General features: G+C 73.1%; 27 protein-coding genes. 17 read left to right on the forward strand and 10 right to left on the reverse strand.

The window, feature by feature from the left end; genetic code table 11:
• Positions 1 to 60: 60 nt before the first annotated feature.
• Positions 61 to 1,869, forward strand: coding sequence for a flavin-containing monooxygenase (locus ACZ2G1_RS13570; RefSeq protein ID WP_470376991.1), 1,809 nt, complete (start codon positions 61 to 63; stop codon positions 1,867 to 1,869).
• Positions 1,870 to 2,132: 263 nt separating this feature from the next.
• On the forward strand, positions 2,133 to 3,080 hold the full coding sequence (locus tag ACZ2G1_RS13575) for a helix-turn-helix domain-containing protein (RefSeq protein WP_470376992.1): 948 nt from the start codon (positions 2,133 to 2,135) through the stop codon (positions 3,078 to 3,080).
• Between the two features lie 16 nt (positions 3,081 to 3,096).
• Here the strand turns inward: ACZ2G1_RS13575 and ACZ2G1_RS13580 are convergent, their stop codons facing one another.
• Together ACZ2G1_RS13580 and ACZ2G1_RS13585 are read right to left on the reverse strand one after the other, a co-directional pair.
• The gene (locus ACZ2G1_RS13580; RefSeq protein ID WP_284562910.1) at positions 3,097 to 3,918 is read right to left on the reverse strand and encodes a hypothetical protein; all 822 of its coding nucleotides are present in this window, start codon (positions 3,916 to 3,918) and stop codon (positions 3,097 to 3,099) included.
• A gap of 71 nt (positions 3,919 to 3,989) precedes the next feature.
• On the reverse strand, positions 3,990 to 4,553 hold the full coding sequence (locus ACZ2G1_RS13585; protein ID WP_470376993.1) for a GIY-YIG nuclease family protein: 564 nt from the start codon (positions 4,551 to 4,553) through the stop codon (positions 3,990 to 3,992).
• A gap of 171 nt (positions 4,554 to 4,724) precedes the next feature.
• Here ACZ2G1_RS13585 and ACZ2G1_RS13590 point away from each other — a divergent pair, with 171 nt between their 5' ends.
• Together ACZ2G1_RS13590 and ACZ2G1_RS13595 are read left to right on the forward strand one after the other, a co-directional pair.
• A complete protein-coding gene (locus ACZ2G1_RS13590) occupies positions 4,725 to 5,087 on the forward strand; it encodes a PadR family transcriptional regulator (RefSeq protein WP_272026592.1) in 363 nt (120 codons plus the stop codon).
• Complete coding sequence (locus ACZ2G1_RS13595; RefSeq protein WP_470376994.1) at positions 5,078 to 6,436, forward strand: permease prefix domain 1-containing protein; 1,359 nt, start codon at positions 5,078 to 5,080, stop codon at positions 6,434 to 6,436. The genes ACZ2G1_RS13590 and ACZ2G1_RS13595 overlap by 10 nt, the downstream gene beginning before the upstream one ends.
• Before the next feature lie 361 nt (positions 6,437 to 6,797).
• On the opposite strand, the gene ACZ2G1_RS13600 is transcribed toward ACZ2G1_RS13595, so the two are convergent.
• A complete protein-coding gene (locus tag ACZ2G1_RS13600; protein WP_470376995.1) occupies positions 6,798 to 7,799 on the reverse strand; it encodes a LacI family DNA-binding transcriptional regulator in 1,002 nt (333 codons plus the stop codon).
• A gap of 185 nt (positions 7,800 to 7,984) precedes the next feature.
• Here ACZ2G1_RS13600 and ACZ2G1_RS13605 point away from each other — a divergent pair, with 185 nt between their 5' ends.
• The 7 genes from ACZ2G1_RS13605 (at position 7,985) to ACZ2G1_RS13635 (ending at position 14,331) form a co-directional block, all read left to right on the forward strand.
• Positions 7,985 to 8,953: an asparaginase gene (locus tag ACZ2G1_RS13605; protein ID WP_284562907.1), complete on the forward strand. Its 969-nt coding sequence runs from the start codon at positions 7,985 to 7,987 to the stop codon at positions 8,951 to 8,953.
• A gap of 28 nt (positions 8,954 to 8,981) precedes the next feature.
• A complete protein-coding gene (locus tag ACZ2G1_RS13610; RefSeq protein ID WP_470376996.1) occupies positions 8,982 to 9,869 on the forward strand; it encodes a polysaccharide deacetylase family protein in 888 nt (295 codons plus the stop codon).
• A 134-nt stretch (positions 9,870 to 10,003) separates the two neighbouring features.
• The gene (locus ACZ2G1_RS13615; protein ID WP_470376997.1) at positions 10,004 to 11,236 is read left to right on the forward strand and encodes an MFS transporter; all 1,233 of its coding nucleotides are present in this window, start codon (positions 10,004 to 10,006) and stop codon (positions 11,234 to 11,236) included.
• Positions 11,233 to 12,012: an SDR family NAD(P)-dependent oxidoreductase gene (locus tag ACZ2G1_RS13620; RefSeq protein ID WP_272026599.1), complete on the forward strand. Its 780-nt coding sequence runs from the start codon at positions 11,233 to 11,235 to the stop codon at positions 12,010 to 12,012. The genes ACZ2G1_RS13615 and ACZ2G1_RS13620 overlap by 4 nt, the downstream gene beginning before the upstream one ends.
• A 20-nt stretch (positions 12,013 to 12,032) precedes the next feature.
• Entirely contained in the window at positions 12,033 to 12,785 is a 753-nt protein-coding gene (locus ACZ2G1_RS13625) for an SDR family NAD(P)-dependent oxidoreductase (RefSeq protein ID WP_126349688.1), read from the forward strand.
• A gap of 23 nt (positions 12,786 to 12,808) precedes the next feature.
• Entirely contained in the window at positions 12,809 to 13,171 is a 363-nt protein-coding gene (locus ACZ2G1_RS13630; protein ID WP_147284818.1) for a hypothetical protein, read from the forward strand.
• A 59-nt stretch (positions 13,172 to 13,230) separates the two neighbouring features.
• Positions 13,231 to 14,331, forward strand: a complete 1,101-nt coding sequence (locus ACZ2G1_RS13635) for an oxidoreductase (RefSeq protein ID WP_115163389.1) — start codon at positions 13,231 to 13,233, stop codon at positions 14,329 to 14,331.
• Positions 14,332 to 14,397: 66 nt separating this feature from the next.
• Here ACZ2G1_RS13635 and ACZ2G1_RS13640 read toward each other — a convergent pair whose 3' ends face one another.
• The 5 genes from ACZ2G1_RS13640 to ACZ2G1_RS13660 all read right to left on the reverse strand — a co-directional run bounded on the left by ACZ2G1_RS13640 (position 14,398) and on the right by ACZ2G1_RS13660 (position 18,780).
• Complete coding sequence (locus ACZ2G1_RS13640; RefSeq protein ID WP_284562904.1) at positions 14,398 to 15,363, reverse strand: 5-oxoprolinase subunit C family protein; 966 nt, start codon at positions 15,361 to 15,363, stop codon at positions 14,398 to 14,400.
• Entirely contained in the window at positions 15,347 to 16,255 is a 909-nt protein-coding gene (locus tag ACZ2G1_RS13645) for a 5-oxoprolinase subunit B family protein (protein ID WP_470376998.1), read from the reverse strand. Before ACZ2G1_RS13645 ends, ACZ2G1_RS13640 begins: the two co-directional genes overlap by 17 nt.
• Positions 16,252 to 17,676 carry an acetyl-CoA carboxylase biotin carboxylase subunit gene (locus tag ACZ2G1_RS13650; protein WP_470376999.1) on the reverse strand — a complete coding sequence of 475 codons (1,425 nt, stop codon included), beginning with the start codon at positions 17,674 to 17,676 and terminating at the stop codon, positions 16,252 to 16,254. The genes ACZ2G1_RS13645 and ACZ2G1_RS13650 overlap by 4 nt, the downstream gene beginning before the upstream one ends.
• Before the next feature lie 3 nt (positions 17,677 to 17,679).
• Positions 17,680 to 17,919, reverse strand: a complete 240-nt coding sequence (locus ACZ2G1_RS13655) for an acetyl-CoA carboxylase (RefSeq protein ID WP_017834473.1) — start codon at positions 17,917 to 17,919, stop codon at positions 17,680 to 17,682.
• A 105-nt stretch (positions 17,920 to 18,024) separates the two neighbouring features.
• On the reverse strand, positions 18,025 to 18,780 hold the full coding sequence (locus ACZ2G1_RS13660) for a 5-oxoprolinase subunit PxpA (protein ID WP_181372611.1): 756 nt from the start codon (positions 18,778 to 18,780) through the stop codon (positions 18,025 to 18,027).
• A gap of 279 nt (positions 18,781 to 19,059) precedes the next feature.
• On the opposite strand from ACZ2G1_RS13660, the gene cspE reads away from it, so the two are divergent.
• The 6 genes from cspE (at position 19,060) to ACZ2G1_RS13690 (ending at position 23,424) form a co-directional block, all read left to right on the forward strand.
• On the forward strand, positions 19,060 to 19,266 hold the full coding sequence (gene cspE / locus ACZ2G1_RS13665; RefSeq protein ID WP_035923571.1) for a transcription antiterminator/RNA stability regulator CspE: 207 nt from the start codon (positions 19,060 to 19,062) through the stop codon (positions 19,264 to 19,266).
• A gap of 188 nt (positions 19,267 to 19,454) precedes the next feature.
• Positions 19,455 to 20,366: a phosphotransferase gene (locus ACZ2G1_RS13670; RefSeq protein WP_470377000.1), complete on the forward strand. Its 912-nt coding sequence runs from the start codon at positions 19,455 to 19,457 to the stop codon at positions 20,364 to 20,366.
• A gap of 68 nt (positions 20,367 to 20,434) precedes the next feature.
• Positions 20,435 to 21,235, forward strand: coding sequence for a glucosamine-6-phosphate deaminase (gene nagB, locus ACZ2G1_RS13675; protein WP_470377001.1), 801 nt, complete (start codon positions 20,435 to 20,437; stop codon positions 21,233 to 21,235).
• 176 nt (positions 21,236 to 21,411) lie between these two features.
• Positions 21,412 to 21,936, forward strand: a complete 525-nt coding sequence (locus ACZ2G1_RS13680) for an excalibur calcium-binding domain-containing protein (RefSeq protein WP_147284819.1) — start codon at positions 21,412 to 21,414, stop codon at positions 21,934 to 21,936.
• Between the two features lie 28 nt (positions 21,937 to 21,964).
• Positions 21,965 to 22,651 (forward strand): class F sortase, encoded by a 687-nt coding sequence (locus ACZ2G1_RS13685; protein WP_115163395.1) that lies wholly within the window; start codon positions 21,965 to 21,967, stop codon positions 22,649 to 22,651.
• A 203-nt stretch (positions 22,652 to 22,854) separates the two neighbouring features.
• Complete coding sequence (locus tag ACZ2G1_RS13690) at positions 22,855 to 23,424, forward strand: hypothetical protein (protein WP_052132676.1); 570 nt, start codon at positions 22,855 to 22,857, stop codon at positions 23,422 to 23,424.
• A gap of 100 nt (positions 23,425 to 23,524) precedes the next feature.
• On the opposite strand, the gene ACZ2G1_RS13695 is transcribed toward ACZ2G1_RS13690, so the two are convergent.
• Both ACZ2G1_RS13695 and ACZ2G1_RS13700 read right to left on the reverse strand, forming a co-directional pair.
• Complete coding sequence (locus ACZ2G1_RS13695) at positions 23,525 to 24,730, reverse strand: MFS transporter (RefSeq protein ID WP_272026608.1); 1,206 nt, start codon at positions 24,728 to 24,730, stop codon at positions 23,525 to 23,527.
• Positions 24,731 to 24,860: 130 nt separating this feature from the next.
• Positions 24,861 to 26,363, reverse strand: a complete 1,503-nt coding sequence (locus tag ACZ2G1_RS13700) for a GntP family permease (RefSeq protein ID WP_470377002.1) — start codon at positions 26,361 to 26,363, stop codon at positions 24,861 to 24,863.
• Positions 26,364 to 26,403: the final 40 nt, after the last annotated feature.

Here is a 26,403-nt window from a genome sequence, read left to right on the forward strand (position 1 = left end):
TGACACGCATCACACCGGACCCTATGCCACTGGGCGTCCGGCGTACACCGAGGAGGAACCATGACCACGATCGACACCGGCGTGGGAGCCGGCACGGACACCGCCCGCTCCTGGCTGGCCGCCCTGGAGGACGCCCTCGCGGCCGGCAACGCGGACGCGGCGGCGGATCTGTTCGCGGAGGAGAGCTACTGGCGCGACTTCCTGGCGTTCACCTGGAACCTGAAGACGCTGGAGGGTCGCGAGCAGATCTGCCGGATGCTCGCCCAGACCCTGCCGCACGTCCGGCCCTCCGGGTGGGAGGTCGAGGGCGAGCCCACCGAGGCGGACGGGGTGACGGAGTGCTGGGTGCGCTTCGAGACCTCCGCCGGCTCCGGGTGGGGCTACCTGCGGCTGCGCGACGGGAAGGCGTGGACCCTGCTGACCACGCTGCAGGACCTGCGCGGCTTCGAGGAGCAGAAGGGGCCGCGCCGGGACCGCGGGGTGGTCCACGAGATCACCCGGGAGCGCACCACCTGGCTGGAGCGGCGCCGGGCGCGGGAGGAGGCCCTCGGCCGGACGGAGCAGCCGTACTGCCTCGTCGTCGGCGGCGGTCAGGGCGGGATCGGCCTGGCCGCGCGGCTGCAGCGCCTCGGCATCCCCACGATCGTGGTGGACAAGCACGAGAAGGCCGGGGACGCCTGGCGCAACCGCTACAAGTCCCTGCACCTGCATGACCCGGTCTGGTACGACCACATGCCCTACCTGCCGTTCCCGGACGACTGGCCGGTGTTCCCCGCCAAGGACAAGGTCGCCGACTGGCTGATGCACTACGCCGACATCATGGAGCTGAACTACTGGGCGAGGACCGAGTGCCGGTCGGCCGAGTGGGACGAGCAGACCGGGACCTGGACCGTCGTCGTCGATCGGGACGGCGAGGAGGTCGTGCTGCACCCCACCCAGCTGGTCTTCGCGCTGGGCGTCTCCGGATACCCGAGGATCCCCGACTTCCCGGGCGCCGACGTCTTCCGGGGCGCGCAGCACCACTCCTCCGCCCACGTCGGCGGCGACGACTGGGCGGGCAAGCGGGCCGTGGTCATCGGGTCCAACAACTCCGCCCACGACATCTGCGCGGACCTCTGGGAGCACGGGGCCGAGGTCACCATGGTCCAGCGCTCCTCCACCCACATCTCCCGCAGCGAGTCGCTCATGGACCTCGTCCTCAAGCCGCTCTACTCCGAGGAGGCGCTGGAGGCCGGCATCACCACGGAGAAGGCGGACATGCTGTTCGCGTCCTGGCCGTACCGGGTCCTGCCGGACGTCCAGCGGCCCGCGTTCGAGGCGATGGCCGAGCGGGACCGCGAGTTCTACGACGCGCTCGAGGCGGCCGGCTTCGACCTCGACTTCGGGGAGGACGGCTCCGGGCTGTTCCTGAAGTACCTGCGCCGGGGCTCCGGGTACTACATCGACGTGGGCGCCTCGCAGCTGATCATCGACGGGCGGGTCCAGCTGGCCACCGGCCAGGTCGACCGGCTCACGGAGGACGCGGTGGTGCTCGACGACGGGACCGAGCTGCCGGCCGACCTCGTCGTCCACGCCACCGGCTACGGGTCCATGAACGAGTGGCTCGCGGACCTGATCTCCCCGGAGGTCGCCGACCGGGTGGGCAAGTGCTGGGGCTACGGCTCCGACACCACCCGGGACCCCGGGCCCTGGGAGGGCGAGCTGCGGAACATGTGGAAGCCCACCAACGTGGAGAACCTCTGGATCCACGGCGGGAACCTGCACCAGAGCAGGCACTACTCCAAGTACCTCGCCCTGCAGCTCAAGGCCCGGATGGAGGGCCTGCCCACCCCGGTGTTCGAGCTCGAGGAGTCCCACCATCCCCGGTGATGCCGGCCCGGGCGCGTTGACGGGGCGCCGGAACAGATCGACCGTTCCGGCGCCCCGTCCGCGGGCGGCCGGGACAACTCCCCGGTGGGAGGGGATTGCCCGGCGCCCCGGCCGAGGTGATGATGGAGATGGCCCGCCGCGGTCGGCCCGCGCGCTGCGGCCCAGGAAGGACATCTCATGCCTGCCCACCATCGGGCTTCTGCTCCTCTGCCCGCTCTCCCTCCGGCCGCTCCGCCGGTGACGTCCTCGGTCGGCGACCCGCGATGAGCGGCGTCGTGCGCCACGAGGCGACGGTCACCAGTTCGGAGGCGGTGCGGGCACTGTTCCAGGACGTCGGCGTGCCCTTCTCCTTCGAGCCCGTCGGCGAGGCCTTCAGCTACCGGCAGCGCCACGACGGCGACGACAGCCTCACCGTGGTCCAGCTCGACCTCGACGGCGCCTACTCCGCGTGGGGCGAGACCGAGGTGTTCTGTGCCGCGGACGTGCGCGCGGCCCGCTACGACTGGCGGACCCGCGACGAGACCGGCAACGGGACGCGGGGGCCGGCGCTGTTCCGCCCCGGCGACCCGGTCCTCGTCGTGGGCGCCGCGGTGCGGGTCACCAACATCAACCTCGCGCCACGGCTGCTGCAGGAGGTCGCCGAGACCGTCTACGGCACGGACGGACTGCCGGTGCGCTTCGCCTCCGTGGAGCCGGTCAGTCCTCGGCTGGGCGAGTACTGGACCCGGCTGTCACGGGTCGCCCGCGAGGCCGTGAACTCCGGCGCCTTCGACGCGGACCTCGTCCGCGCCGACCTCACCCGTCACCTGGCCGTGGCCGCCCTCGAGTGCTTCCCGCTGGCCGGGGACCCGCGGGAGCGGACCCTGTCCATGGAGGCCCAGGCCCGCCGGTACCGGATCGCGGCCCGGTTCCTCGACGACCACGCGTCCCTGCCCATCAGCGTGGAGGACGCCGCCCGTGCGGCGGGAACCACCACGCCCGCGCTCGTCCGGGCGTTCCGTGCCAACCACCCGCTGGGCCTGCACCCGCTGCAGTACCTGCGCCGGGCGCGCCTGGCGGCGGCCCACGCGGACCTGCTTGCGGGTGATCCGTCCACGGGGGACACGGTGCGGAAGATCGCGCTGCGGTGGGGCTTCGCCCACCAGGGCCGCTTCGCGGCGGCCTACCGCCGCATCTACGGGGTCAACCCCCGGGAGGTCCTCGACCGGTAGTGCCGGCCGGCCCGGGTCACTCCTCGAGCTTCCGGGCCTGTTCCTCCCAGGCGGTGCGGGCGTCCCGGCCCGCGGTGGGGTGGTGGGTCTCCCGCAGGGCGCGGAGCGCGGCGGTGCGCTGCTGGGCCAGGGCCTCCGCGGCGGCCCTCGTGGCGGCGTCCTCGCGGGCCTGTGCCCGGGCGGCGGTCACGGCGTCCATGATCAGGTCCACGCCCAGTGCACCGCCCTCCAGGTAGGCGGTGCGGACCTGCCGGTCCGGGTGGTACAGGTACTGGTCGTTGACCTGGCCGAGGGCGGTGTCGAACTCGGCGTCCGTCAGGTCGGAGATCATGGCGACCACCCGGTCCAGGCGGGCGTCCAGCTGGTCGAGCAGGTCGTGCCGCGGGGCGCCGCGGCGCAGGGACCACAGCGCGCGGCCGTGCGTGCGGAGCCGGTCCACGTCCCAGTCCGCCTGCGGCACCACGGACAGGGTGCCCGTGAGGAGCCGGGGGTCCCGGGAGTCCTCCGGCGGGGGCAGGGAGCGGAGGTGCCACGAGATCCAGGCCGTGCGCATGTTGGACGCCCCGGCCGCCCGGGCCTCCTCCAGCGACGTCCGCCCGGTCTGCGGGCCGGCGAGCGGCGGCCCGGCGTCGTCGTCCTCGCGCGCGTCCTGCCCGGCGGCGCGGGTCCGGCTCGTGATGACACCGGCGCTGAGCCAGATCAGCAGGCCGAGCAGGACCAGGCCGAGGAGGGCCACCCCGCCGAGGAGCACGAACCGGAACAGGCCGACGGCGACCACCACGGCGATCAGGGCCACCACCCAGACGGCGGCTCCGCTGCTGCTCCCGGTGTTGTTCATGACGGCCCCCGAACGACCACGTGCGTGCTGGGCACCCATTCTACCGCCGCGGCCCCAGCGGCCCCGGGAGCTCAGGACCGCTGGGGCAGGCCCTCGCGGAAGACCCGCTTGAGCTCGGTCAGCTCCGGGCCGTGGCCGGTGCCCTCGGTGTTGAGCGCCGGCTGGTGCGCGGCGACCCAGTGCTGCTCGAGGGCGTCGACGTCGTCCTTCGTCCCGCACTCCGCCCAGCCGAGGAGCAGGTGCTCCTGCATCCACGCCGTGAGCCGCTGCTCGTGCGCCTCGTCGAGGACCACGCGGCCCCGCCCGTCCACGGCGGCGCCGTCCCGCCAGGACGGGTCCCCGGGCAGGAGGGCGGCGAGCAGCGTGCGCCGCAGCGCGGAGGAGCGGGTGCGCCGCAGGTGCTGGCCGGGGATCCGCCGGTGGAGGTCGCGCCGGGCGCGGCCCACGTAGAGCAGCTCGGCCGTCCCCGAGGAGTGGCGGAGCCGCGGCACCGCGGGCAGGTGCAGCCCGGCCGCCTCCGGGGCGGGGGAGCGGGCGGTGTCCAGCCACCAGGCGTAGACGCCGCGGGTGTGGCGGACCTCCGCCGCCAGCGGCGCGCTGAGCGGGAGCGCGGCGAGGCCGGGCTGCGGGCGCACGGATCACCACCTCCCAGGGGTGTTCTCTTCTGCAACTCTGCTTCGACTGTAGGCGCCGAACACGGCGGTGCCCAGCCCTCCCGACCCGCGCCGTTGTTTCCGGCGCCCCGCTTGCCATACCTAGCGCTGCTAGGGTTCAATGCATAGCACACCTAGGTATCAGGAGGCGCAGTGCGCATCGACAAGGACCTGGTCGCCGCCTCGGCCACCCCGCTCGTGCTGGGGATCCTGGCGGACGGCGACCTGTACGGCTACGCGATCCTCAAGCGCGTCAGCGAGCTCTCCGGCGGCTCCATGCAGTGGACCGACGGCATGCTCTACCCCCTGCTGCACCGGCTCGAACGGCTCGGCTACGTGTCCTCCTCGTGGGGCACGTCCGAGGCCGGGCGCCGGCGCAAGCACTACGCGATCACGGCCTCGGGCCGGGCCGCGCTCGCCGACCGGCAGGAGCAGTGGGCGGTCGTGGCCGACGCGCTGCGGCAGGTGTGGCAGGCCGCCCAGCAGCCGCCCGCCACGACCGAGCGGTGGGCGTGATGGAGCTGCACGCGGAGCAGGAGGCCCAGATCGGGCGGTGGCGCGGCTGGGTCCAGCGCCGCCAGGCGATCTCCCCGGCCGACGTCGACGAGCTCGAGGACCACCTGCGCGAACAGGTCGCGGACCTGCGGGCCACCGGGCTCGACGACGACGAGGCCTTCCTCGTCGCGATCAAGCGCATGGGCAACCTCGACGCCGTCTCGCACGAGTTCGCCCGCGAGCACTCCGAGCGGCTGTGGAAGCAGCTCGTGCTCCTCCCGGAGGACGCCGCGGACGCCGGCGAACCGCCGTGGCGGGAGCTGGGCGTCGTCCTGGCGCTCGCGGTCGGGGCGGGGGTGGCGGTCAAGGCCGGCACCGCCTGGCTCGGCGACGAGGCGGTGCTGGCCCGCAACCTCGGCCTGCTCGTCCTGCCCTTCCTCGCCGGGTACTTCGCGTGGAAGCGCCGGCTCACCGCGCGCGTGGTGGCGGGGCTGCTCGTCCCGTTCGCCGTGCTGGCGGTCGTGCTCAACGGCTATCCCTTCGTCCCCGGCGGGTCCACCGAGCTGCTCGCCGTCCTGCACGCGCCGGTGGTCCTGTGGCTGCTGGCCGGGATCGCCTACACGGGCGGGAGGTGGCGCTCCGACAGCCGGCGGATGGACTTCGTCCGCTTCACCGGCGAGCTGGTGATCTACTACACGCTCCTGGCCCTGGGCGGGGCGGTGCTGGTCGGGCTCACCTTCGGGGCCCTGCAGGTCGTCGGGATCGACCTGGAGCCCGTGCTGGAGGACTGGATCCTGCCGTTCGCCGTGCCCGGCGCGCTCGTGGTGGCCGCGTGGCTGGTCGAGGCCAAGCAGAACGTCGTGGAGAACATCGCCCCGGTCCTCACCCGGGTCTTCACGCCCCTGACGATCCTGATGCTGCTGGCCCTGCTGGTGGTGCTCACGGCGGCCGGCGGGCTCGTGGACGTCGACCGCGGGCTGCTGATCCTGATGGACGCGATCCTCGTGCTGGTCCTGGCGCTGCTGCTCTACTCGATCTCCGCACGGGACCCGCTCGAGCCGCCCGGCCTCTTCGACGGCCTGCAGCTGGTGCTCGTCGTCGCGGCGCTGGCGGTGGACGCGGTGATGCTGACCGCGATGCTGACCCGGATCGCCGAGTTCGGCTCCAGCCCCAACAAGATCGCCGCGCTCGGGCTGAACCTGCTGCTGCTGGTGCACCTGGTACGGGCGGCCTGGCTGAGCGCCGGGTGCCTGCGGGGACGCCGGCCGTTCGCGGAGCTCGAGCGCTGGCAGACGCGCTATCTGCCGGTCTACGGCGTGTGGGCCGCGGTCGTGGTGGTGGTCTTCCCGCTGGTCTTCGCCTTCGCCTGACCGGCGGGCGCAGCGGTCGTGCCGTGGAGCATCCGCTGCGGACGGAAGGGGCCTGCGCGTCCCGGTGGCAGGGGAGTCGCCCCCCGACGACTGACCAGATGGTCCGAGGCCCGCTGCCACCAGGACGGCGGCATCATGATCGTCGTCGTGCCGGCGGCCTTGCGGCCGCTCGTTCCGGCGAGATCCTCACACGGTGGCTCAGCCCCCCGGCTGATCACCCGCGTGATGCATCAACACTAGCACTGGGCCCATACCTGATCGATCAGCACCCTGTCCACAGTTGCGCCGACTTGCCGCGGGGTTCCGCCCCGCACCCGACGGCGGGCTGGTCCTCCGATCCTGCGACGGGGGCGGCCGGTGCTCAGGCGCTCGTGCGCACCACGAGCTCCGGGGGGAGCCGGACGCTCTCCACGTCCCGGCCGTCGAGCACGTCCATCAGCATCTCGAAGCCCTGCCGGCCGATGCTGTGCATGGGGGAGCGCACGGTGGTGAGCCCCACGCTGCCGGCCAGCGGCGTGTCGTTGAACCCGACGAGGGCCATGTCCTCCGGGACCGTGATCCCCTCCCGGGCGAACACGCCGAGCGCGCCGATCGCCGCGAAGTCGTTGACCGCGAACACCGCCTCGGGCAGCGGCCCGGCGGCCAGGATCCGGGCGGCGGCCACGCTGCCGGCCGGGGCGTCGAAGCCGCCGGGGACCACCCGCGCCGGGTCCACGCCGAGGCCGTGCCCGGCGAGCGCGTCCAGGAAGCCGGCGCAGCGGTCGATCGAGGTCGAGGCCCGCGGATTGCCCGCGATGAGCCCGAAGGTCCTCCGGCCGGACGCGACGAGGTGCTCCGCGACCATGCGTCCCCCGGCGTAGTCGTCGCAGGTCACGGACCGGTGCCCCGGGGACCGCCGGCTCACCAGCGTGAAGGCCACTCCGCGGTCGGCGAGCTCGTCCAGGAAGGGGTCCTCGAACAGGGCGTCGCCGAAGATCAGGCCGTCGGCGCGGCGGTCCAGCAGCTTCTCCGCCTTGGCACGGTGGGCGGCGGGGTCGTCGAGGGAGTTGGAGACCACGGTGAAGTAGCCGTGTTCGGAGGCGGCCTCGTCGATCCCCTCGTACATCGTGGCCAGGACGTAGTCCTGCAGGCGGGGCACGACGACCCCGATCATGTGCGACTTGGCCGTGCGCAGCGACGCGGCGTAGGGGTTCTTGCGGTAGCCGCGCTCCTCCGCGAGCGCGAAGATCCGCTCCGTGGTGTCCGGCGCGGCCCACTTGGAGCCGAGGCCCTTGGGGTCGTTGAGCACCCGGGAGACCGTGGAGGGATTGAGGCCCAGCTCGGCCGCCAGGGCCTTCAGCGTGACCGCCGGTCGTGCGCCCATGTCCACCTCCTCGCGGCTGTTTCCACACAGTAACGGACGTTAAATTCTCGTGAATGTGTTGCGCATCACTCTAGAGGCGCTCTATGGTCGATCCCAACATCGTACGCAATCGATTGCGGCATTCGTTTGCATAGACCATTGACGCTCCCGCGGAGCGGGACGACCCCACGGAAGGGAGGCGGCACGTGACACACATCCAGCTGCTCGGCACGGGGGGCACCATCGCGTCCCGGGGCGGCGGGTCCACGGGCTCCGTGGCCACGGACACGGCGGCCGACCTGTCCCGCAACCAATACGGCGAGCTCACCGTCTCCGCCCGGGACGTCCTCACCACGGGCAGCTACCGGCTCACCCTGGGGGAGCTGCGGGCGATCGCCGAGGCGGCCCGGGACGCGCTGGCCGATCCGGCCAACGACGGCGTGGTGGTCACCCACGGGACCGACACCCTGGAGGAGACGGCGTTCCTGCTGGACCTGGTGCACGGCTCCCCGAAGAGCGTGGTGCTCACCGGCGCCCAGCAGCCGGCCGACAGCCCGGCCCCGGACGGCCCCCGCAACGTCGAGGAGGCGGTGCTGGCCGCCGCCTCGCCCGAGCTGCGGGGCAGCGGCGCCCTGATCTCCTTCGACGGGACGGTCCGCTCCGCCCGCGGCGCCCGGAAGGCGCACACCACCGCGAGCAGTCCCTTCCAGGGCGGCGCCGAGGTGGCGCACATGGCCGGTTCCGGGCTCGTCGTCACGGCCAGGCCGGTCCGCCGGGAGCCGCTGCCGCTGCCGCCGGCGGCCTTCGACAGCACCAGGGTCGAGATCATCACGGCCCACACCGGCGCCACCCCGGACCTCTTCGACTTCGCCGTGCGCTCCGGTGCGCAGGCCGTGGTCCTCGCCGGATCGGGCGTCGGCAACGCAGGCCCCGGCTTCGCGGAGTCGGTGGCCCGTGCGGCCGGGGCCGGCTGCGCGGTGGTGCTCAGCACGCGTGCCCCGTGGGGACCCGTCGTCCCGCTCTACGGCAACGGCGGGGGCACCGACCTCGTGGCGGCCGGCGCCGTCCCCTCCGGGGACCTCAACCCGCTCCAGGCGCGCATCCTCGCCGCCCTCCTGCTCTCCCTGGGGACCTCGGCCGCCGAGTTCCCCGGGGCCTTCACCGCCCACCTCTAGAACACCACCCACCACCAGAGGAGACATCATGTCCAAGAAGATCTACGTGTCCGTCGGCATCGACGTCGACGCCGTCGGCGGCTGGCTCGGCTCCTACGGCGGTGAGGACTCCCCGGGCGACATCTCCCGCGGTCTCTTCGCCGGCGAGGTCGGCGTGCCGCGGCTGCTCCAGCTCGCCCAGCGCCGCGAGATGCCCGTGACCTGGTTCTGGCCCGGCCACTCCGTGGAGACGTTCCCGAAGGAGTTCGACGCGGTCGTCGCCGCCGGTCACGAGATCGGCGTCCACGGCTACAGCCACGAGAACCCCATCGCGATGACCCGCGAGCAGGAGACCGAGATCCTCGACTACTGCACCGACCTCATCGAGCGGCGCTCCGGGAAGAAGCCCGTCGGCTACGTGGCGCCCTGGTGGGAGTTCTCCGGGGTGACCAACGAGATCCTGCTCGATCGCGGCTTCCTCTACGACCACTCGCTCATGCACGACGACCACACCCCGTACTACGTGCGCGTCGGGGACACCTGGACCAAGATCGACTACGAGGCGGCCTCGGCCCAGGAGTGGATGAAGCCCCTGGTGCGCGGCGAGGAGACCGACCTCATCGAGATCCCCGCCTCGTGGTACCTGGACGACCTCCCGCCGATGATGTTCATCAAGTCCAGCCCGAACAGCCACGGCTTCGTGTCCCCGCGGGACATCGAGCAGCTGTGGAAGGACCAGTTCGACTGGGTCTACCGGGAGATGGACTACGCGGTCTTCCCCCTCACCATCCACCCCGACGTCTGCGGCCGCCCGCAGAACCTGCTGATGCTCGAGCGCCTCTTCGACCACCTCCAGGGTCACGACGGCGTGGAGTTCGCGTTCATGGAGGACGTCGCCCGCGACTTCGCCGCCCGCAGTCCCCGCACCTCCGCCTGATCCCACCGGCACGAAGGAACACCGCCATGTCCGCTCTGCGCTCGAACCCGACGCCCTCCGGCGTCGAGCCCTGGAACGTGCCCATCACCCCGAAGGTGGTCAAGCAGGTCTCGATCGTCTGCTTCATCGCCTGAGTGGCCTCCGTCTACGACTTCACCCTCTTCGGCACGCTGCTCCCCGTGATCGCCGAGGACTTCGGCTGGTCGGTGGCCGAGTCCACCGCGATCAACACCTACGCCACGATCGGCGTGTTCATCGTGGCCCTGGCCGTGGGCACGATCATCGACAAGATGGGCCGCAAGAAGGCGCTCATCGTGCTCATGCTCGGCGGGGCCGTGGCGTCCGGTCTCACCGGCGCCGCCATCGGCGCCGCGAGCCTGGTCATCATCCGCTCCTTCTCCGGCTTCTCCATGTCCGAGGAGGTCGTCAACGCGGTCTACCTCAACGAGATCTACAAGGAGGCCAAGAGCCGCGGCCTCATGTACTCGCTCGTCCAGGGCGGCTGGCCGGTCGGTGCGCTGGTCTCCGCGGGGCTGTCGGCCCTGACGCTCCCGCTCATCGGCTGGCGCTGGAGCTTCGTGGTCGCCGCGGTGCTGTCCCTGATCGTCGTCGGCCTGGCCCTGCGCCTGCCGGAGTCCCCGACCTTCGCCGCGATGAAGGAGGTCCGGCGGCGCCGGGCCGCCGGCGACACCGCCGGTGCCCACGCGCTGGCCGACGAGCACGGCCTCGAGGAGGCGGCCCACCACGCCACCGGCGTGAAGGACGTCTTCACCCCGGAGCTGCGCCGGCACACGACCTGCCTGTCCCTGGCGTGGTTCTTCAACTGGTTCGGCATCCAGGTGTTCTCCGTCCTGGGCACCACCATCCTGGTCGAGGCCAAGGGCGTCTCCTTCGACAACGCCCTCATCATCCTGGTGCTCTCCAACGCCGTGGGCTTCGTGGGCTACGTGTTCCACGGCTGGCTGGGCGACAAGATCGGCCGCAAGCCGACCGTGGTCCTCGGCTGGATCGCCGGCGGCATCGTCAGCCTGGCGATGCTGCTGGGCCCGGGCACCTCCGGCTACATCATCCCGCTGTACGCCATGACGCTGTTCTTCCTCACCGGGCCGTACGCAGCGCTGCTCTTCTACATGGGCGAGTTCTTCCCGCCCCAGGTGCGCGGCATGGGGGCGAACGTGGCCCACGTGATGGCGCCGCTCGGCGGCATCGCCGGCTCCGGGCTGCTCACCATCCTGCTGACCGCAGGGGTGGACACGGCCACGGCGGCGATCATCACCGGCTCCGGCGGGCTGATCCTCTCGGCGCTGTGCATGGCCGGGACCCGCACCCTGAAGGACGCCCACCTGAGGACCACGGTGATCGCATGAACCGCGACGACGGACTCGAGGGAAAGGTCGCCGTCATCTCCGGCGGCGGCAGCGGGATCGGCCGGGCGCTGGCGGTCGCCTACGCCCGGGCCGGGGCGCACAGCGTCATCGGCTACCTTCCCTCGGACCCCCACGACGCGACGGACACCGTCCGCGCCGTGGAGGCCGCGGGCGGGCGCTGCACGGCCGTCCCCATGGACGTGCGCAGCTTCGAGGACACCGAGAAGCTCGCCCAGGCCGCGCTCGACGAGTTCGGCCGGCTGGACATCTCGGTGGCCGCGGCCGGCATCCTGCGCCGTGCCGCGCTCGCGGACATGACCGACCAGGCGTGGGACGACATGATGGCCGTCGACCTCTCCGGGGTGATGCGCGTCTTCCGCTCCTGCAGCACGCGGATGACCCACGGTGGGGCGATGGTGGCGACGTCGTCGATCGCCGGCGGCGTCTACGGGTGGGAGGAGCACAGCCACTACGCGGCGGCGAAGTCCGGGCTCATCGGCCTGTGCCGCTCGCTGGCCGTGGAGCTCGCACCCCGCAAGATCCGGGTCAACGCCGTCATCCCGGGGCTGATCGAGAGCCCCCAGTCCCTGGACCCGGTGAACTCGCTGGGCCGCGAGGGCCTCGACGCCGCGGGCTCGATCATCCCCTGGGGCCGCGTGGGCAACGTCGACGAGGCCGCGCGCACCATCCGCTTCCTCACCGGCGACGACTCGGCCTACGTCACAGGTCAGCAGCTGATCGTCGACGGCGGGCTCACCGTCCGCTGGCCGAGCTGAGCCCACCAGGAAAGGCAGACATGGAACAGCAACTGACCGGAAAGGTCGCCGTCGTCACCGGCGGCGGCAGCGGCATCGGCGCGGCGATCGCCCTGCTCTTCGCCCGGGAGGGCGCGGACGTGGCCGTGCTGGACCGCGACGAGCAGCACGCGGCGGCCGTCGCGGAGGAGAGCGGCAGCTTCGGCGGGCGCACCACGGCGATCGCCGTGGACGTCACCGACGGCGAGGCGGTGCAGCAGGCGATGGCACGGGTCGTCGAGGAGCTCGGCGGGATCGACGTCCTGGTCAGCGCCGCCGGCATCCTCGACGAGACGCCGCTGCTGGAGATGACCGAGGCGACGTTCGACAAGGTCCTGGCCGTGGACCTCAAGGGCGTCTTCCTGGCCGCGCGCTGGGCCGCGCCCCACATGGTGGAGCGCGGCGGCGGGCGGATCATCAACATCGCCTCCCAGCTGGGCATCAAGGGCGGCACCGGCCTGACGCACTACGTGGCGGCCAAGGCCGGGGTGATCGGCATGACGAAGGCCATGGCGCTGGAGCTCGCCGAGCACCACATCCTCGTCAACTCGATCGCGCCCGGTCCGATCGTGACACCGCTGATCGAGGGACTGTCCGAGGAGTGGAAGGCCGCCAAGCAGGCCGAGCTGCCCATCGGCCGCTTCGGCCAGGCCCACGAGGTGGCGCCCACCGCGCTGCTGCTGGCCTCCTCGCCCGGCGGCGACCTCTACACCGGCCAGACGCTGGGCCCCAACAGCGGCGACGTGATGCCGTAGCCGGCCCGGGAGGAGATGTCACGATGTGCGCAGGATGCCCCGGCGGGCGTGCGGTCTCGAAGGTGACCGCCTACATCAACCTCAACGGGATGAAGCAGGCCGTCCTCGCGGAGCTGCGGCGCAGCGTGGGGCGCCGCGCGAGGATCACCGTGCTCGGCGACCGGTGGGTGCTGGGCTCCCGGACGGGCGCCCAGCAGGTCTTCCCCGACGTCGAGACGCTGGCCGACGCCCTGGTCGACCAGCACCTGGTCGACCGGCGCGCCCTGCCGGACGACGGCGGCGCGGAGTTCGAGCGGATCCTCGCCGCCGGGACCCACCACGGCGCCCCGCCCCTGGACGCGGGGCGGCTCGTGCGGGCGCTTCTCCTCAGCGCCGACACCGTGTGAGGCTGTCAGAGGCACCCACCGACCCAACAACCCCTGAACGACTGTCGAAGGAGATGCACATGCCGGATCTCGACCCCCTCTGGTCCCCCCTGCAGATCGGTCCCGCCGCCCTGGAGAACCGGGTGGCGCTGGCCCCGATGACCCGGATCAGCGCCACGGAGGAGGGCCACGCCACCGAGCGCATGGTCTCCTACTACGAGGCCTTCGCCCGCGGCGGCTTCGGGCTGCTGATCACCGAGGGGATCTACCCCGACGCCGCCCACGGGCAGGGCTACCTGTACCAGCCCGGGATCGCCACCGACGACCAGGCCCGGGCGTGGTCCGAGGTGGTCGACGCCGTCCACGCGGCCGGGGCGAAGATCTTCGCCCAGCTCATGCACGCGGGGTCCCAGGCCCAGGGCAACCGCTTCGTCGACTCGACGATCGCGCCCTCCGCGGTGGCCCCCAAGGGCGAGCAGCTGGGCTTCTACCGCGGCGAGGGCCCGTACCCTGTGCCCGCGGAGATCACGGCGGAGCAGATGGCGGAGGTCCGGCAGGCGTTCGTGGACGCCGCGCTGCGCGCCCGTGACGCCGGTTTCGACGGCGTCGAGATCCACGGCGCCAACGGGTACCTGCTCGACCAGTTCCTCACCGACTACCTCAATCTCCGGACCGACGAGTACGGCGGATCGCCGGAGAACCGGGTGCGGTTCGCCGCCGAGGTCTGCCGGGCCGTGCGCGACGCCGTGGGGCCGGACCTGGCGGTGGGCATCCGCATCTCCCAGGCCAAGGTCAGCGACCACGACCACCGGTGGAGCGGCGGGCTCGACGAGGCGGACGTGATCTTCTCGACCCTGGGCGCCACCGGGATCGACTTCGTCCACACCACCGAGTACCGGGCGACCGCCCCGGCGTTCGGCGACGAGGGGCCCTCGCTCGCGGCGCTGGCCAAGCAGCACTCGGGTCTGCCGGTGATCGCCAACGGGCACCTGGACGACCCGGAGACGGCCGTGTCCATGCTGGCGGACGGCACGGCCGACGTCGTCGCCCTGGGCAAGGCGGCGCTGGCCAACCGGGACTGGCCGCAGCGGGTGCGCAGCGGCCGGCCGCTCGCCGAGCTCGACGGCAGCCTGCTCGCGCCCCTGGCCGACGTCAAGGACTGGGAGCTGGAACTCTCCTGAGCGGACGCACCGCGGCGGGTGGTGCCGCACCGGCACCACCCGCCGCGGCCCGCGAGGCCCGGCTGCTCACAGCGCCCAGATCTCCTCCAGCCGCTCGGCCCGCTCGTGGCGCGCCTGCAGGGCCTCCTCCATGGACACCGCGCGGAACCGGGTGACCGTTCCCGGGGCGGCGCGAGCCAGCAGGTCCATGTCCGCGGAGATCACGGTGCCCACCATGGCGTAGCCCCCGCCCGAGACCGCGTCCCGGTGCAGCACGATCGGCTGGGTGCCGCCGGGGACCTGGATGGAGCCCACGGCGTAGCCGGCGTCCACGATGTTGGAGGGGTCCGAGCCCGCCCCGAACGGCTGCCGGCGCTGGATCCACTCCACGCCGGGGCCCTCGAAGCGCAGGCCCATCCGGTCCGCCACGGGAGTGAGCTTCCACTCCTCCTCCACCAGCCGGCGCCGGCCCTCGTCGGTGAGCAGGTGGTCGTAGAGGCCCCACATGATCCGCAGCTCCAACGACCTCCCGAAGCCCGGTCGGAGGCGCTCCGGGATCTCCTCGACCTCGGGCAGCAGACCTGTGGGCTCGCCCACCGGCACCACGTCCCCGGCCTCCAGCTTCCGGCCGTCCAGCCCGCCCAGCCGCCCGATCGCGTAGGTGGAGCGCGAGCCGAGCACCTCCGGCACGGAGATGCCGCCGCGGACGGCCAGGTAGAACCGGGCGCCGCCGCGGAGCACGCCGAACTTCACGGCGTCCCCCGCCGCCAGCTCGATCCGCCGCCACGACGGGCGCTCCTCGCCGTTGACCAGCACGGGCAGGTCCGCACCGGTCACAGCGATCGTCGTCGGGGCGTCCACGGTGAAGGCGGGGCCCGTGTAGGTGCACTCGAGCACGGCCTCCACGGCGGTGTTGCCGACCAGCTTGTTCGCCGCCTGCGCGGACTCCTGGTCCATGGCCCCGCCCTGCGGGATGCCCACGTGGTAGTACCCGATCCGTCCCTGGTCCTGGACGGTGGTCAGCAGTCCGGGCTGCTCAATCGTCAGCGCCATCGAGGGCCTCCAGAAGGGTGCGGTTGTAGCGGTCGGGATCGGCGAGCGCGGCTTCGACGTCGAGGGTCACGGGCGCCTGCTTGTACCGCCAGGTGCCGTCCTCGACCTGCTGCTGGATGGAGCGGTACTCGGCCTCGTCGACCGGCCGGAACTTCACGAGGTCCCCGGGCCGGAACAGGATGAGGAAGTCCCGGAAGTCGCGCAGGTGCTGCTCGGGGTCGTAGATGGGGGCGGCGGCGATGCCGAACATCTGGTAGCCGCCGGCGCCGCGCACCGAGTAGATGCACGCGAAGCACCCGCCGTGGCCCACGGTCAGCGGGGGAGTGTCGGTGCGGGGGCTGAGGTACTTGGGCACCTCGAGCTGCCGGTCCCTCGGCACGAGCTGGTACATGAACGGCAGCCCGGCCACGAAGCCCACCATGGACACCAGCCACGGGGACTCGTGGTGGCGGCGGATGAACTCGGCGGCGTCCGCGAGGCCGTTGACCTTCGCGGCGTAGTCGAGATCGGTGCCGGAGGGGTCCTGGTGGTAGCCCTCGCGGAAGCGGGCCACGACCTCGGCGGTGTAGGGGTCCTGGTACCAGACCGGGACCTCGATGATCCGGGTCTCGGCGGTGTACTGCGTGGACTCGCGGGCCTGCCCCTCGAGCTCCTGGGTGCGGCGCTTGAGGTCCTCGGCCCGGATCAAGTCCGGGTCGAAGCGCACCAGCAGGGACGCGTTGGCGGGGCAGACGTCCACCACGCCGGGCAGGTCCAGCGCGGTGAGCCCCTGCGCCACGGTGGTGGCCAGGTAGTTGGCGGTGAGGTTCATGGCCTCGTCGAACTCCACGAACAGGAACTCGTCACCGCCCCACGTGTACCGGGCGGTGGGCAGGTACAGGGTCTCGGTCATGGTGCGCTCCCCTCACTGGGAATGTCGCCGGGCTCGTCGCCGGGCTCGTCGCTGGGTGCGCCGCCGGCCCGGCCGGTCAGCAGCTCGGTCTCGATCCAGGTGGTGTGGTGCGCCACGGCCGCGAACTCCGGGTCCAGCACGAGCCGCCGCAGCAGCGGCACCGTGGTCCTGATCCCCTCCACGTGCGTGGCGGCCAGGGCCGCGCCCATCCGCTGCACGGCCGTCTCCCGGTCCTCGGCGTGCACGATCAGCTTGGCCAGCAGCGAGTCGTAGTACGGGGCCACGGTGTCGCCGCTGCGCACGCCGGAGTCCACGCGGTACTCGGACCCCTCCGGCCAGTCGAGGCGGCTGATCGTGCCCGGGCTCGGCATGAACCCCTTCTCCGGGTCCTCGGCGTTGATCCGGCACTCCACGGAGTGCCCGGCGAAGGAGATGTCCTCCTGCCGCAGCTCCGTGCGCCCGGTCGAGGCGATCGTGAGCTGCTCGGCGACCAGGTCCACGCCCGTGACGAACTCCGTGACCGGGTGCTCCACCTGCAGGCGGGTGTTCATCTCGATGAACGCCGCCTCGTGCCGGACGGGGTCGTAGAGGTACTCGACCGTGCCCACCCCGGTGTAGGAGCACAGCCGGGCCAGGTTCACGGCGGAGTCCCGGATGCGCTCGCGGACCTCGTCCGGCAGGTCCGGGGCGGGGGCCTCCTCCACGATCTTCTGGGAGCGGCGCTGCAGGGAGCAGTCTCGGTCGCCCAGGTGCAGGAAGGTCTGCCCGTCGCCGAGGACCTGGACCTCCACGTGCCGGGCCCGCTCCACGAACCGCTCCAGGTACACGGTGGGGTCCCCGAAGCTCGCGCCGGCCTCGGACCGGGCGGTGTCGACGGTCCGCAGGAGGTCCTCCTCGGCGCGGACCAGGCGGATGCCGCGCCCGCCGCCACCGGCCGAGGCCTTGATGACGAGCGGGTAGCCGACCTCCCGGGCCAGCGCCAGGACGGCGTCGTCGTCGCCCTCCAGGGGCCCGTTGGACCCTGCGAGGACGGGCACCCCGGCTGCGATCGCGGCCTCCAGCGCCCGGGTCTTGTGGCCCATGAGGTCGATGACGTCGGGGGCGGGGCCCACCCACGTCAGCCCCGCCTCCTGGACGCGCCGGGCGAACGCGGCGTTCTCGGAGAGGAAGCCGTAGCCGGGGTGCACGGCGTCGCACCCGTGCTCCAGGGCCGCGGCCACGAGCGCCTCCGCGTTCAGGTAGGACTTCTGGGCCGGGGCGGGGCCCACCACGGCCACGGCGCCGGCGAGCTCCGCCGCCATGGAGTCCTGGTCCACCTCGCTCACGGCCAGCACGGTGCGCAGGCCCATCTGCTGCGCCGAGCGCAGGATCCGGACCGCGATCTCGCCCCGGTTGGCCACCAGGAGCGTGGAGATCGGCACGGCTCAGCTCTCCGCGACGACGGCGATGACGTCCCCCGGGTTGACCATGTCGCCGTCCTCCACCTCGAAGGCCTGGATCGTGCCGGCGGCGTCCGACTGGACCTCCGAGAACTGCTTCATCACCTCGATGAGACCGATGACCTGGCCGGCCTCGACCGGGTCGCCGTCCCGGACGAACGGGTCCTTGTCGGGTGAGGGGCGGCGGTAGAAGACACCGGGGAGCGGGGACTGGATCTCGGTCATGGTGCGGGTCCTTTCGGTCGGGTGGGGAGACGTGGGGTCGGCGGGCACCGGGTTGGGGAGCTCCGGGTCCGGGTCGGAAGGCCAGGACGACGACGGCCGGGCGGGTCAGGTGCCCGTCGCCGCGTGGGCGTCGATCGCCGCGCGGACGGCGCGGGCCACCGCGGGCGCCCCCGGGGCGTCGGAGTGCACGCAGACCGACTCGAAGCGCATCGGCAGCTCCGTGCCGTCCTCGGCCCGCACGACCCCCTCGGCCAGGGCCTGCGCCACCCGGTCCGCGGCGGCGCGCGGGTCGGTGGCGTGGGGCGTGCGCTGGATGATCAGCCCGCCCTCGGCGTTGTAGTCGAGGTCCACGTAGAGCTCGGCCACGAACGGCACGCCGCGCTCGGCGCACACGGACTCGTGGGCGGTGCCGGCCATGCCGAGCACGGGCACGCGGTAGTCGGCGGCCACCGCCGCCACCGCCTCCATGAGCGCCGGGTCCTTGGCGACCATCCCGTAGAGCGAGCCGTGCGGCTTGAGGTGGTGCAGGTCCGCCCCGTGCTGGAGCAGGAAGCCGGTGAGGGCGCCCACCTGGTAGCGGACCAGGGACTCGACCTCCTCCGGGGTGAGCACCATGGCGCGGCGGCCGAAGCCCCACTGGTCGGGCAGGGAGGGGTGGGCGCCGATCGCGACGTCGTGGGCCACGGCGGCGGCCACGGTGGCGGACATGATGTCCGGGTCCCCGGCGTGGAAGCCGCAGGCGACGTTGGCGAGGTCCACGACCTGCAGCAGCTCCGGGTCGTTGCCGAAGCGGTGCAGGCCGATCCCCTCGCCCATGTCCGAGTTGACGGTGGGCCGGGTGCGGGTCTCAGGTGTGGCCATGGTCACAGCCTATGGACGCGACGCGCCCGTGGGAACGGCCTCGGGGCGATCCCCCGGCGATCTCGGGTGTCCGCGGGGGCAGTGGGACCCGTCACTGTGCTTTTCCCCGAACACCTGTAGAGTCATCACCAGTTGTTGAAGTTTCGTTCTTGCAGTTCAAGCAGTTCGCCCGGACATCGGGCGCAGCAGTTTTTCTGAGAAGACGTTTTGGCAGGCATCGCAACGCCCGAGCACCCCGATCGCCGGGGACGCTCCGTTTCCCAGAAAGACAGGTTCCCCATGACTACTGGCACCGTGAAGTGGTTCAACGCCGACAAGGGCTTCGGCTTCATCACCCCCGAGGACGGCTCCAAGGACGTGTTCGCGCACTTCTCCGCGATCAACTCCGGCGGCTTCCGCTCCCTCGAGGAGAACCAGCGCGTCGAGTTCGAGACCCAGGACGGCCCCAAGGGCCCCCAGGCCGCGAACATCACCGTGCTTGCGTGATCACGCCCTGATCTCCTCGTGAGATCTCCGGCGCGGGGCTGAACGCCCCGGCGTCGACCTGACATCGCCACCCGGCTCCGGCCGGGTGGCGATGTTTTTTTCTGCCGGACCCCCCGCACCGGGTCCCGGGTCCGGCAGCCTGGATCGGGGTGCGCCCGAGCCGACGCAGCCGGGAGGAGGGGTGGACGATGCCCGAGGTCGAGGTGCTGCCGACGGCCGCCCAGGTGCGCCGCCTGCTGGAGGCGCATCTGCCGCGGGAGCTCCGCGAGCTCCTGGACCTGACGCCGACCCCGGTGGCGCAGGGCTGGGACAACGCACTGTTCCGGCTCGGCCCCGCTCACGCGGTGCGCCTGCCGGTGCGCCGCGCCGCCGTCCCGTGCCTCCTCCACGAGGTGCGGTGGACGGCCGTGGCCGGCGCACCGCTGGCCGCGCTGGGGATCGCCGTGCCCCGGCCGGTGTTCCGCGGCGGTCCCGGCGCCGGGTACCCGTGGCCCTGGTCGGTGGTCCGGTGGATCGAGGGCGAGGCCGTCGCGACCCTGCCGCTCGCCCGGCGCGGGCGGCTCGCGGAGGACCTGGCCCGGGCCCTGTCCTTGCTGCACCGGCCGGCACCAGGGGAGGCCCCGCGCAACCCCTACCGGGGCGTCCCGCTCGACGCGCGGCTCCGCGCGGCGCCCCCGTCCTGGCCGGCCGCGGCCGCGCTGCTCGGGGCGCGGCGCACCGAGCGGCTCCGCGGCGTCGTCGACGACGGCCTGCGCGCCGCCCCGTGGTCACGGCCGGCGGTCTGGCTGCACGGGGACCCGCACCCCTGGAACCTCGTGCACCGGGGCGGGCGACTGGCCGGTCTCGTCGACTTCGGGGACGTCTGCGCCGGGGACCCCGCGTCCGACCTCGCCGGCGCGTGGCTGGCCTTCGACGCGGACCAGCGCTCCGGGTTCCGCGCCGTCGCGGACAGCACCGGCCGGTACGACGACGACGTGTGGCGCCGCGCCGCCGCCTGGGCCGCCCTGTACGTCGCGGCGCTGGCGGCGAGCCCCGGCGCCGGCCCGGACTTCGGTCCCGTGCTCCGACACGCGGCCGCGCAGCTGGACCCCGGCTCCTGAACCCCGCTGGATCGCCTGCCACCGGTCCGAGGACAATGGGCCTCCCAGTGCACGAGGAGGGGCAGCTCATGGACATCGTCATCGTGCCGACCGCCGCGGACGTCGCCACGTACGCGGCCGACGTCGTCGCCGGCCGGATCGCCCAAGAGCCGGACACCGTGCTGGGGGTGGCCACCGGGTCGTCGCCGGTCGGGATCTACCGGGAGCTGGCCCGGCGCCGGGCCGAGGGATCGCTCGACCTCTCGCACCTCACGTGCTTCGCCCTCGACGAGTACGTCGGTCTCCCGCCGGAGCACCCGCGCAGCTACGCCGCGTACCTGGACCGGGAGGTCGTCCGGCCCTTCGGCCTGGCCCCGGAGCAGGTCCGGGTGCCCGACGCCTCCCGCGCCGATCTGGGCGGGGCCGCCGAGGAGTACGAGCGGGCGATCGCCGCGGCCGGCGGCATCGACCTCCAGGTCCTGGGGATCGGCACGAACGGCCACATCGGCTTCAACGAACCGATCTCGTCGCTGTCCTCCCGCACCCGCGTCGCGGCTCTATCCGCGCAGACGCGCGCCGACAACGCCCGCTTCTTCGACCGGCCCGACGACGTCCCCACCCACTGCCTCACCCAGGAGCTGGGCACGATCCTCGAGGCACGCCAGGTGCTCCTGGTCGCGCAGGGGGAGCGGAAGGCGGCGGCCGTCGCCGCGGCCGTGGAGGGTCCGGTGGCCGCCCGGTGCCCGGCGTCGGTGCTGCAGTTCCACCCCCGGACCACGCTGGTCCTCGACGAAGCCGCCGCGAGCGGGCTGACGCTCGGGGACGGCCACAGCCCTGTCCCGGACCAGGGGGATGGGCGAGGATCGGACGGTTCCGCGCCCGCGTCATGAAACTCACAGAATGCACCGCGATGCAACCAGTCAGAGCGGAAATGGCAGATTTCCGCCGGAAACCGGGCCCGCCGCGCCGCGCGGACGCCGGCATCACTATCCGACCCGTGACGTTGCAGTGGTGAACCTCCTACGATGCGCTTGCACATCAGCACTCCCAGAAGCGAGGGAACACCATGAAGAACAGTGCAGCGGGCGTGGCGGCGGCGGCGATCGGGCTCGCGGTCCTGACGGCTGGACCGGCGACGGCCGCCCCGGGGGACGCGATGGTCTTCACCGACTGCGCCACGGCCGCCGGGTACGGCGTCCACAACATCCCGGTGGGCTCCGTCAGCTACAGCACGAGCCTCGTCGACGACGACGGCGACGGCGTCGTGTGCGAGAGCGCCGAGTGGCCCTACGACCCCACCCGCATCCCCGTGGAGAACGCATCGGGGGGCTGGAGCCACACCGTCATCGACTGGGTCCCCGGCGCCGGCCCCGGGCCGGACGCCCAGCCCGGCGAGGTGCCCGGGGAAGTGCCTGCCGAGGACCCGTACACCCAGGTGGACGAGGTGCCCGTGGGCGGCGCCGACACCGGTGCCGCCGTGGACGCCGGTTCCGGAGCCCCGGTCCTCGCCGGCGGTCTGGCCCTGGCGGCGGTGGCCTCGGCGGCGGCCGCCGCGGTGGCGGTGCGCCGGCGCGGTGCCGGCCGGGCCTAGGCCGGGCCGGGCGGAGGGACCGGTCCCCGTGCCGGATCCGACCGCCGACCGCCGCAGGGGCCGCCTGGTCCCTGCGGCGGTCGTCCTCCTGCTGCTCAGCGGCTGCGCGGGCGGGTCCCCCGCGCAGCCCGCCGCCCCGTCGTCGTCGGCGGTGTCCGCCGCGCCGGCGCGGACGCCGGCGCCGGGTGCGACGGCCGCGCCCACCACACCGGCTGCCGCACCGTCCGCCGCCCCGGCGCCCGAGGCGCTGCCGCCGGTGCTGCCGGAGTCCGCGCCCGTGGCGGTGCGGATCCCCGCGGTGGGGGCCTCGTCCGAGCTGCTGCACCTGGGCCTGCGCCCGGACGGGTCGCTGGAGGTGCCGCCGACCGGCCCCGGGGCCCCGGCCTCCTGGTACACGTCCTCGCCCACGCCGGGGGAGCGGGGGCCGGCCGTCCTGCTCGGCCACGTCAACGCGACCGACGGCGGGCCCGGTGTCTTCGCGGGGCTGCGCGGCCTGGCCCCCGGCGACACCGTGGAGATCACGCGGGCGGACGGCAGCACGGCGGTGTTCGTCGTCGACCGCGGGGAGCAGCACGCCAAGAACGCCTTTCCCACACGGGCCGTCTACGGCAACACGGCCGGGGCGGAGCTGCGCCTGATCACGTGCGACGGCTACGACCCCGCCACCGGCCTGTTCGACGACAACTACGTGGTCTACGCGACCCTCGCCACCTGACCCCTCCCTTCTCCCGCGAGATGGCAGCTGCCGGCGACCGGGGGCGCCGCCGTCGCCGACACCTGCGATCTCGCGGGCCCCAGGGCGCAGGGCCCGGGGCGGGGGACACGCCTCGTCCTGAAGACGGAGGTGCGATCGCACACCGCGGGGGAGGATGGGAGGGCGCATCCTGTGCCGTTGCCGTTCCACCGAAGGAGATCCTCATGAGCAACCCCTATCCCCAGCAGCCCGAGGGCGCCCGCGGCGGCCCGCCGCAGTACCAGGCCGGCGGCGACCAGTACGGAGCCCATCAGGGCGGGCACCCCGGCGCCGCGCCCCCCGAGGTCAAGCGGCTCCTGACCCTGACCCTCGTCTCCGCGGCCGTCTACCTCCTCAACGACATCGTGGGGATCATCGCCGCGACCACCGTGGACACCACCGAGATGTACCGGGAGATGGGCCTGTCCGCCGACCAGATCGCGGCGGCCGACCAGGCCTCGGGCATCGGGCAGATTACCGGCATCGTGATGCTGGTGATCGCCCTGGGCCTGTACGCCCTCGTCTACGTGTTCCTGAAGAAGGGCAAGAACTGGGCCCGCGTCCTGGGCATCGTCCTGTCCATCCTCAGCGTGGTCGGGACGCTGATCGGCCTCCTCGGCGCGATGGCCTACGGCGGGCTGGGGATCGTCCTGCTGGTCCTCGGGCTGGTGCTGGTCGTGGTGAACGTCCTGTGGCTGGTCACCGCGTTCAAGGCCCCGGTCAAGGAGTGGTTCGCCCCGCGCCGCATGGTCTGATCCGCTCCGGCGCCCCTCGGGCGCCCGGCAGTCCCCACCGGAACGCCGCCCGGCCGCCGCGGCCGGGCGGCGTTCCGCCGTGACGGGCGGCGCGGACCGCTCAGCGGTCCGGCCCGATGACGCGGTCGCGGCCGGCGAAGAGGGCCACGACGCACAGCACCGCCATGAGACCCGCCATGAGCAGCAGCGGCGGCTCCCACCGCCCTCCGGCGTCGTAGAGGGCGCCGAAGACGGCGGGGGCGATCGCGGCCAGCGCGTAGCCCACGGACTGGGCCATCCCGGACAGGGCCGCCGCCTGGCGGTGGTCGGTGGACCGGAGGCTGAACAGGGACAGCGCGACGACGATGAGACTGCCGCAGCCGATCGATCCGAGCACGATCCACAGCAGCGTCAGCTCCGGCGCGGCGGCCAGCCCCGCGAAGGTGGCCAGGGCCAGGACGCTGCCCGCGAAGGCCACGGGCCGCTGGTCGCCCAGCCGGTGCATGAGCGCCCCGGTGCCCAGGCTGGCGCCCATCCCGATCAGCAGGAACAGCGCCATGTGCGTGCCCGCGGCGGTCGCCGAGACGCCGTGGCTGCGCTCGATGCTCGGCAGCCACGCCATGAGCACGTAGAACGCCACCGACTGCAGGCCCATGAACAGGGTGACCTGCCAGCCCAGCGCAGACCGCCACGGGGACCGGTAGGGGCCCGGCTCCGCCGCGGGGACCGCCGGCCCGGAGCTCCCGGTCCGCAGCCCGGGCGAGAGCACCACCAGCGCCACGACGGCCGGCACCGCCCACACCGCCAGGGCCAGGCGCCAGCCCGCCGGCCCGGCGTGGGCGATCGGGACCACCAGCGCCGAGCCGGCCGCGGCCACCGCGCCCTGGATCGACGTGTACACGCCGGTCACCTGGCTCACGCGGAGCGGGAACTCCCGCTTCACCAGCGAGGGCAGCAGCACGTTGAGGAACGCGATGCCGATGCCGATCACCGCCGTGCCCACCCACACGGCGCCCTCCACCGGGGCGGAGCGGCCGGCGATCCCGGCCGCGAGCAGCAGCAGCGACAGCCACAGGGCCCGGTCCAGGCCCGTCCGGGCGGCCACCGCCGGGGCCACGGGGGAGAACAGGGCGAACATGGCCAGCGGCAGCCCGGTCAGCAGCCCGGCCTGGCCCGCCGAGATGCCGAGGTCGCGGCTGATCTCCTCGAGCAGCGGCCCCACGGTCACGAAGCCGACGCGCAGGTTGACCGCGATCAGCACCACGCCGAGGAAGCCGAAGCCGAGGCGGGCCCGCCGGCCCGTGGCCGATGACGCGTTGGTGAGCACGGCACACCCTTTCAGGAAGCGGGAGGGAGGATCTCCGGACAGCGTAGACGGGGCGGCGTGCCCCGGCACGCCGCCCCGTCCCGGTCGGAGCCCGGCTGTCCCGCCGGGTCGGACCATGGTCCGGCCGGGTTCAGCCCAGGATGAGGTTGAGGACGAACAGCAGCGGGATGGACCCGGCCCAGACGGCGGTGGTGATCCCGGACCAGCCCTTCAGCGCGTCCGTGCCCTCCAGCCCGGTGAAGCGGGTGACCACCCAGAAGTAGGAGTCGTTGAAATAGCTGAACACCATGGAGCCCGCCGTACAGGCCACGGCGGCGACGACGGGGTCGATGCCCAGGGTGGTCACCAGCGGCGCCGAGACGGAGGCCGCGGTGATCATGGCCACTGTGCCGGAGCCCTGGGCGATGCGCACGAGGGTGGCGATGAGGAACGGCACGAGGAACGCGGGCAGCGGGGTGGAGGCGATGGCCTCGGCCAGGGCGTCGCCCACGCCGGAGCTGCGGAGCACCTGGCCCAGCGCGCCGCCGGCGCCCGTGATGAGCAGGATCAGACCGGCCGAGGCCGCGGCCTCGGCGAACCAGCCGTGCGCCTTGTTCCGGGCCGTCCACCGGGGCAGGAGCACGTAGAGGGCCAGGACCATGCCGATGATCAGCGCGACCACCGGGTTGCCGATGAAGGCGAACGGGACCGCCCAGGCGGAGGGCTCGTACCCGTCGCCGCCCACGACCCCCTGGGCGTTCTGGTCGATCGCGCCGGTGACCGTGTTGAGGATGATCAGCAGCAGCGGGATGACCAGCGGCAGGGATCCGACGAACGCGCCGATCTGGTGCGGCTCGGCGCCGGCCGGCGGCTCGCCGAGGTCGTGGGACGGCTCCGCGGCGGGCGCCTGGGCAGCCTCGTCGTCGAGACCGTCCCGGGGGCCCTCCTCCAGGTCCGTGCTCCCGACATGGGAGCTGCCCCCGACGCCGGCCGTGGCAACGGTGCCGTAGACGGCCTCGCGCACGTGCTCCTCGATCTTGGGCTCGAGCTGGGGGCCGATCCACTTGGCGTAGAAGACCACGACGGGCAGCAGGAGCACGGTGAAGGCCAGGCCGACGAGGATGATCGCTCCGATGTCCGCGCCGAGGATGCCGGCCACGGCCAGGGGGCCCGGGGTGGGCGGCACGAGGTGGTGGGTGAGCGTCATGCCGCAGCCCAGCGCCAGGGCGAGGGTCACGTAGCCGGCGCGCTTCACCCGGGCGATGGACCGGGCGAGCGGGTTCATGATCACGTAGCCGGAGTCGCAGAACACGGGGATCGAGACCAGGGCGCCCACGCTGCCCATCGCCCACGGCTCGCGGCCGTGGCCGAAGACGCGGAGGAACGCGAGGGCGAGCGCGTTGGCGGCCCCCGACACCTCGAGGATCTTGCCGATGCCCACGCCGAGGCCGATCACGATGCCGATCGAGGCCAGGGTGTTGCCGAATCCGGTGGTGATGGCCGAGACGATGTCGAGCACCGGCTGGCCCGCGACCAGACCGGTGACGAGGGCGGCGATGAGCAGCGCCACGAACGCGTCCAGGCGCGTGCGCAGCACCAGGACGATGATGGTGGCGATGCCCAGCACGAGTGCCAGGAGTAGTTGCAGATCCACGGTGATCGGCTCCTCGGGGACGTGGGGCGACCGGGCTGCT

Source organism: Kocuria sp. KKT182, assembly GCF_055635395.1.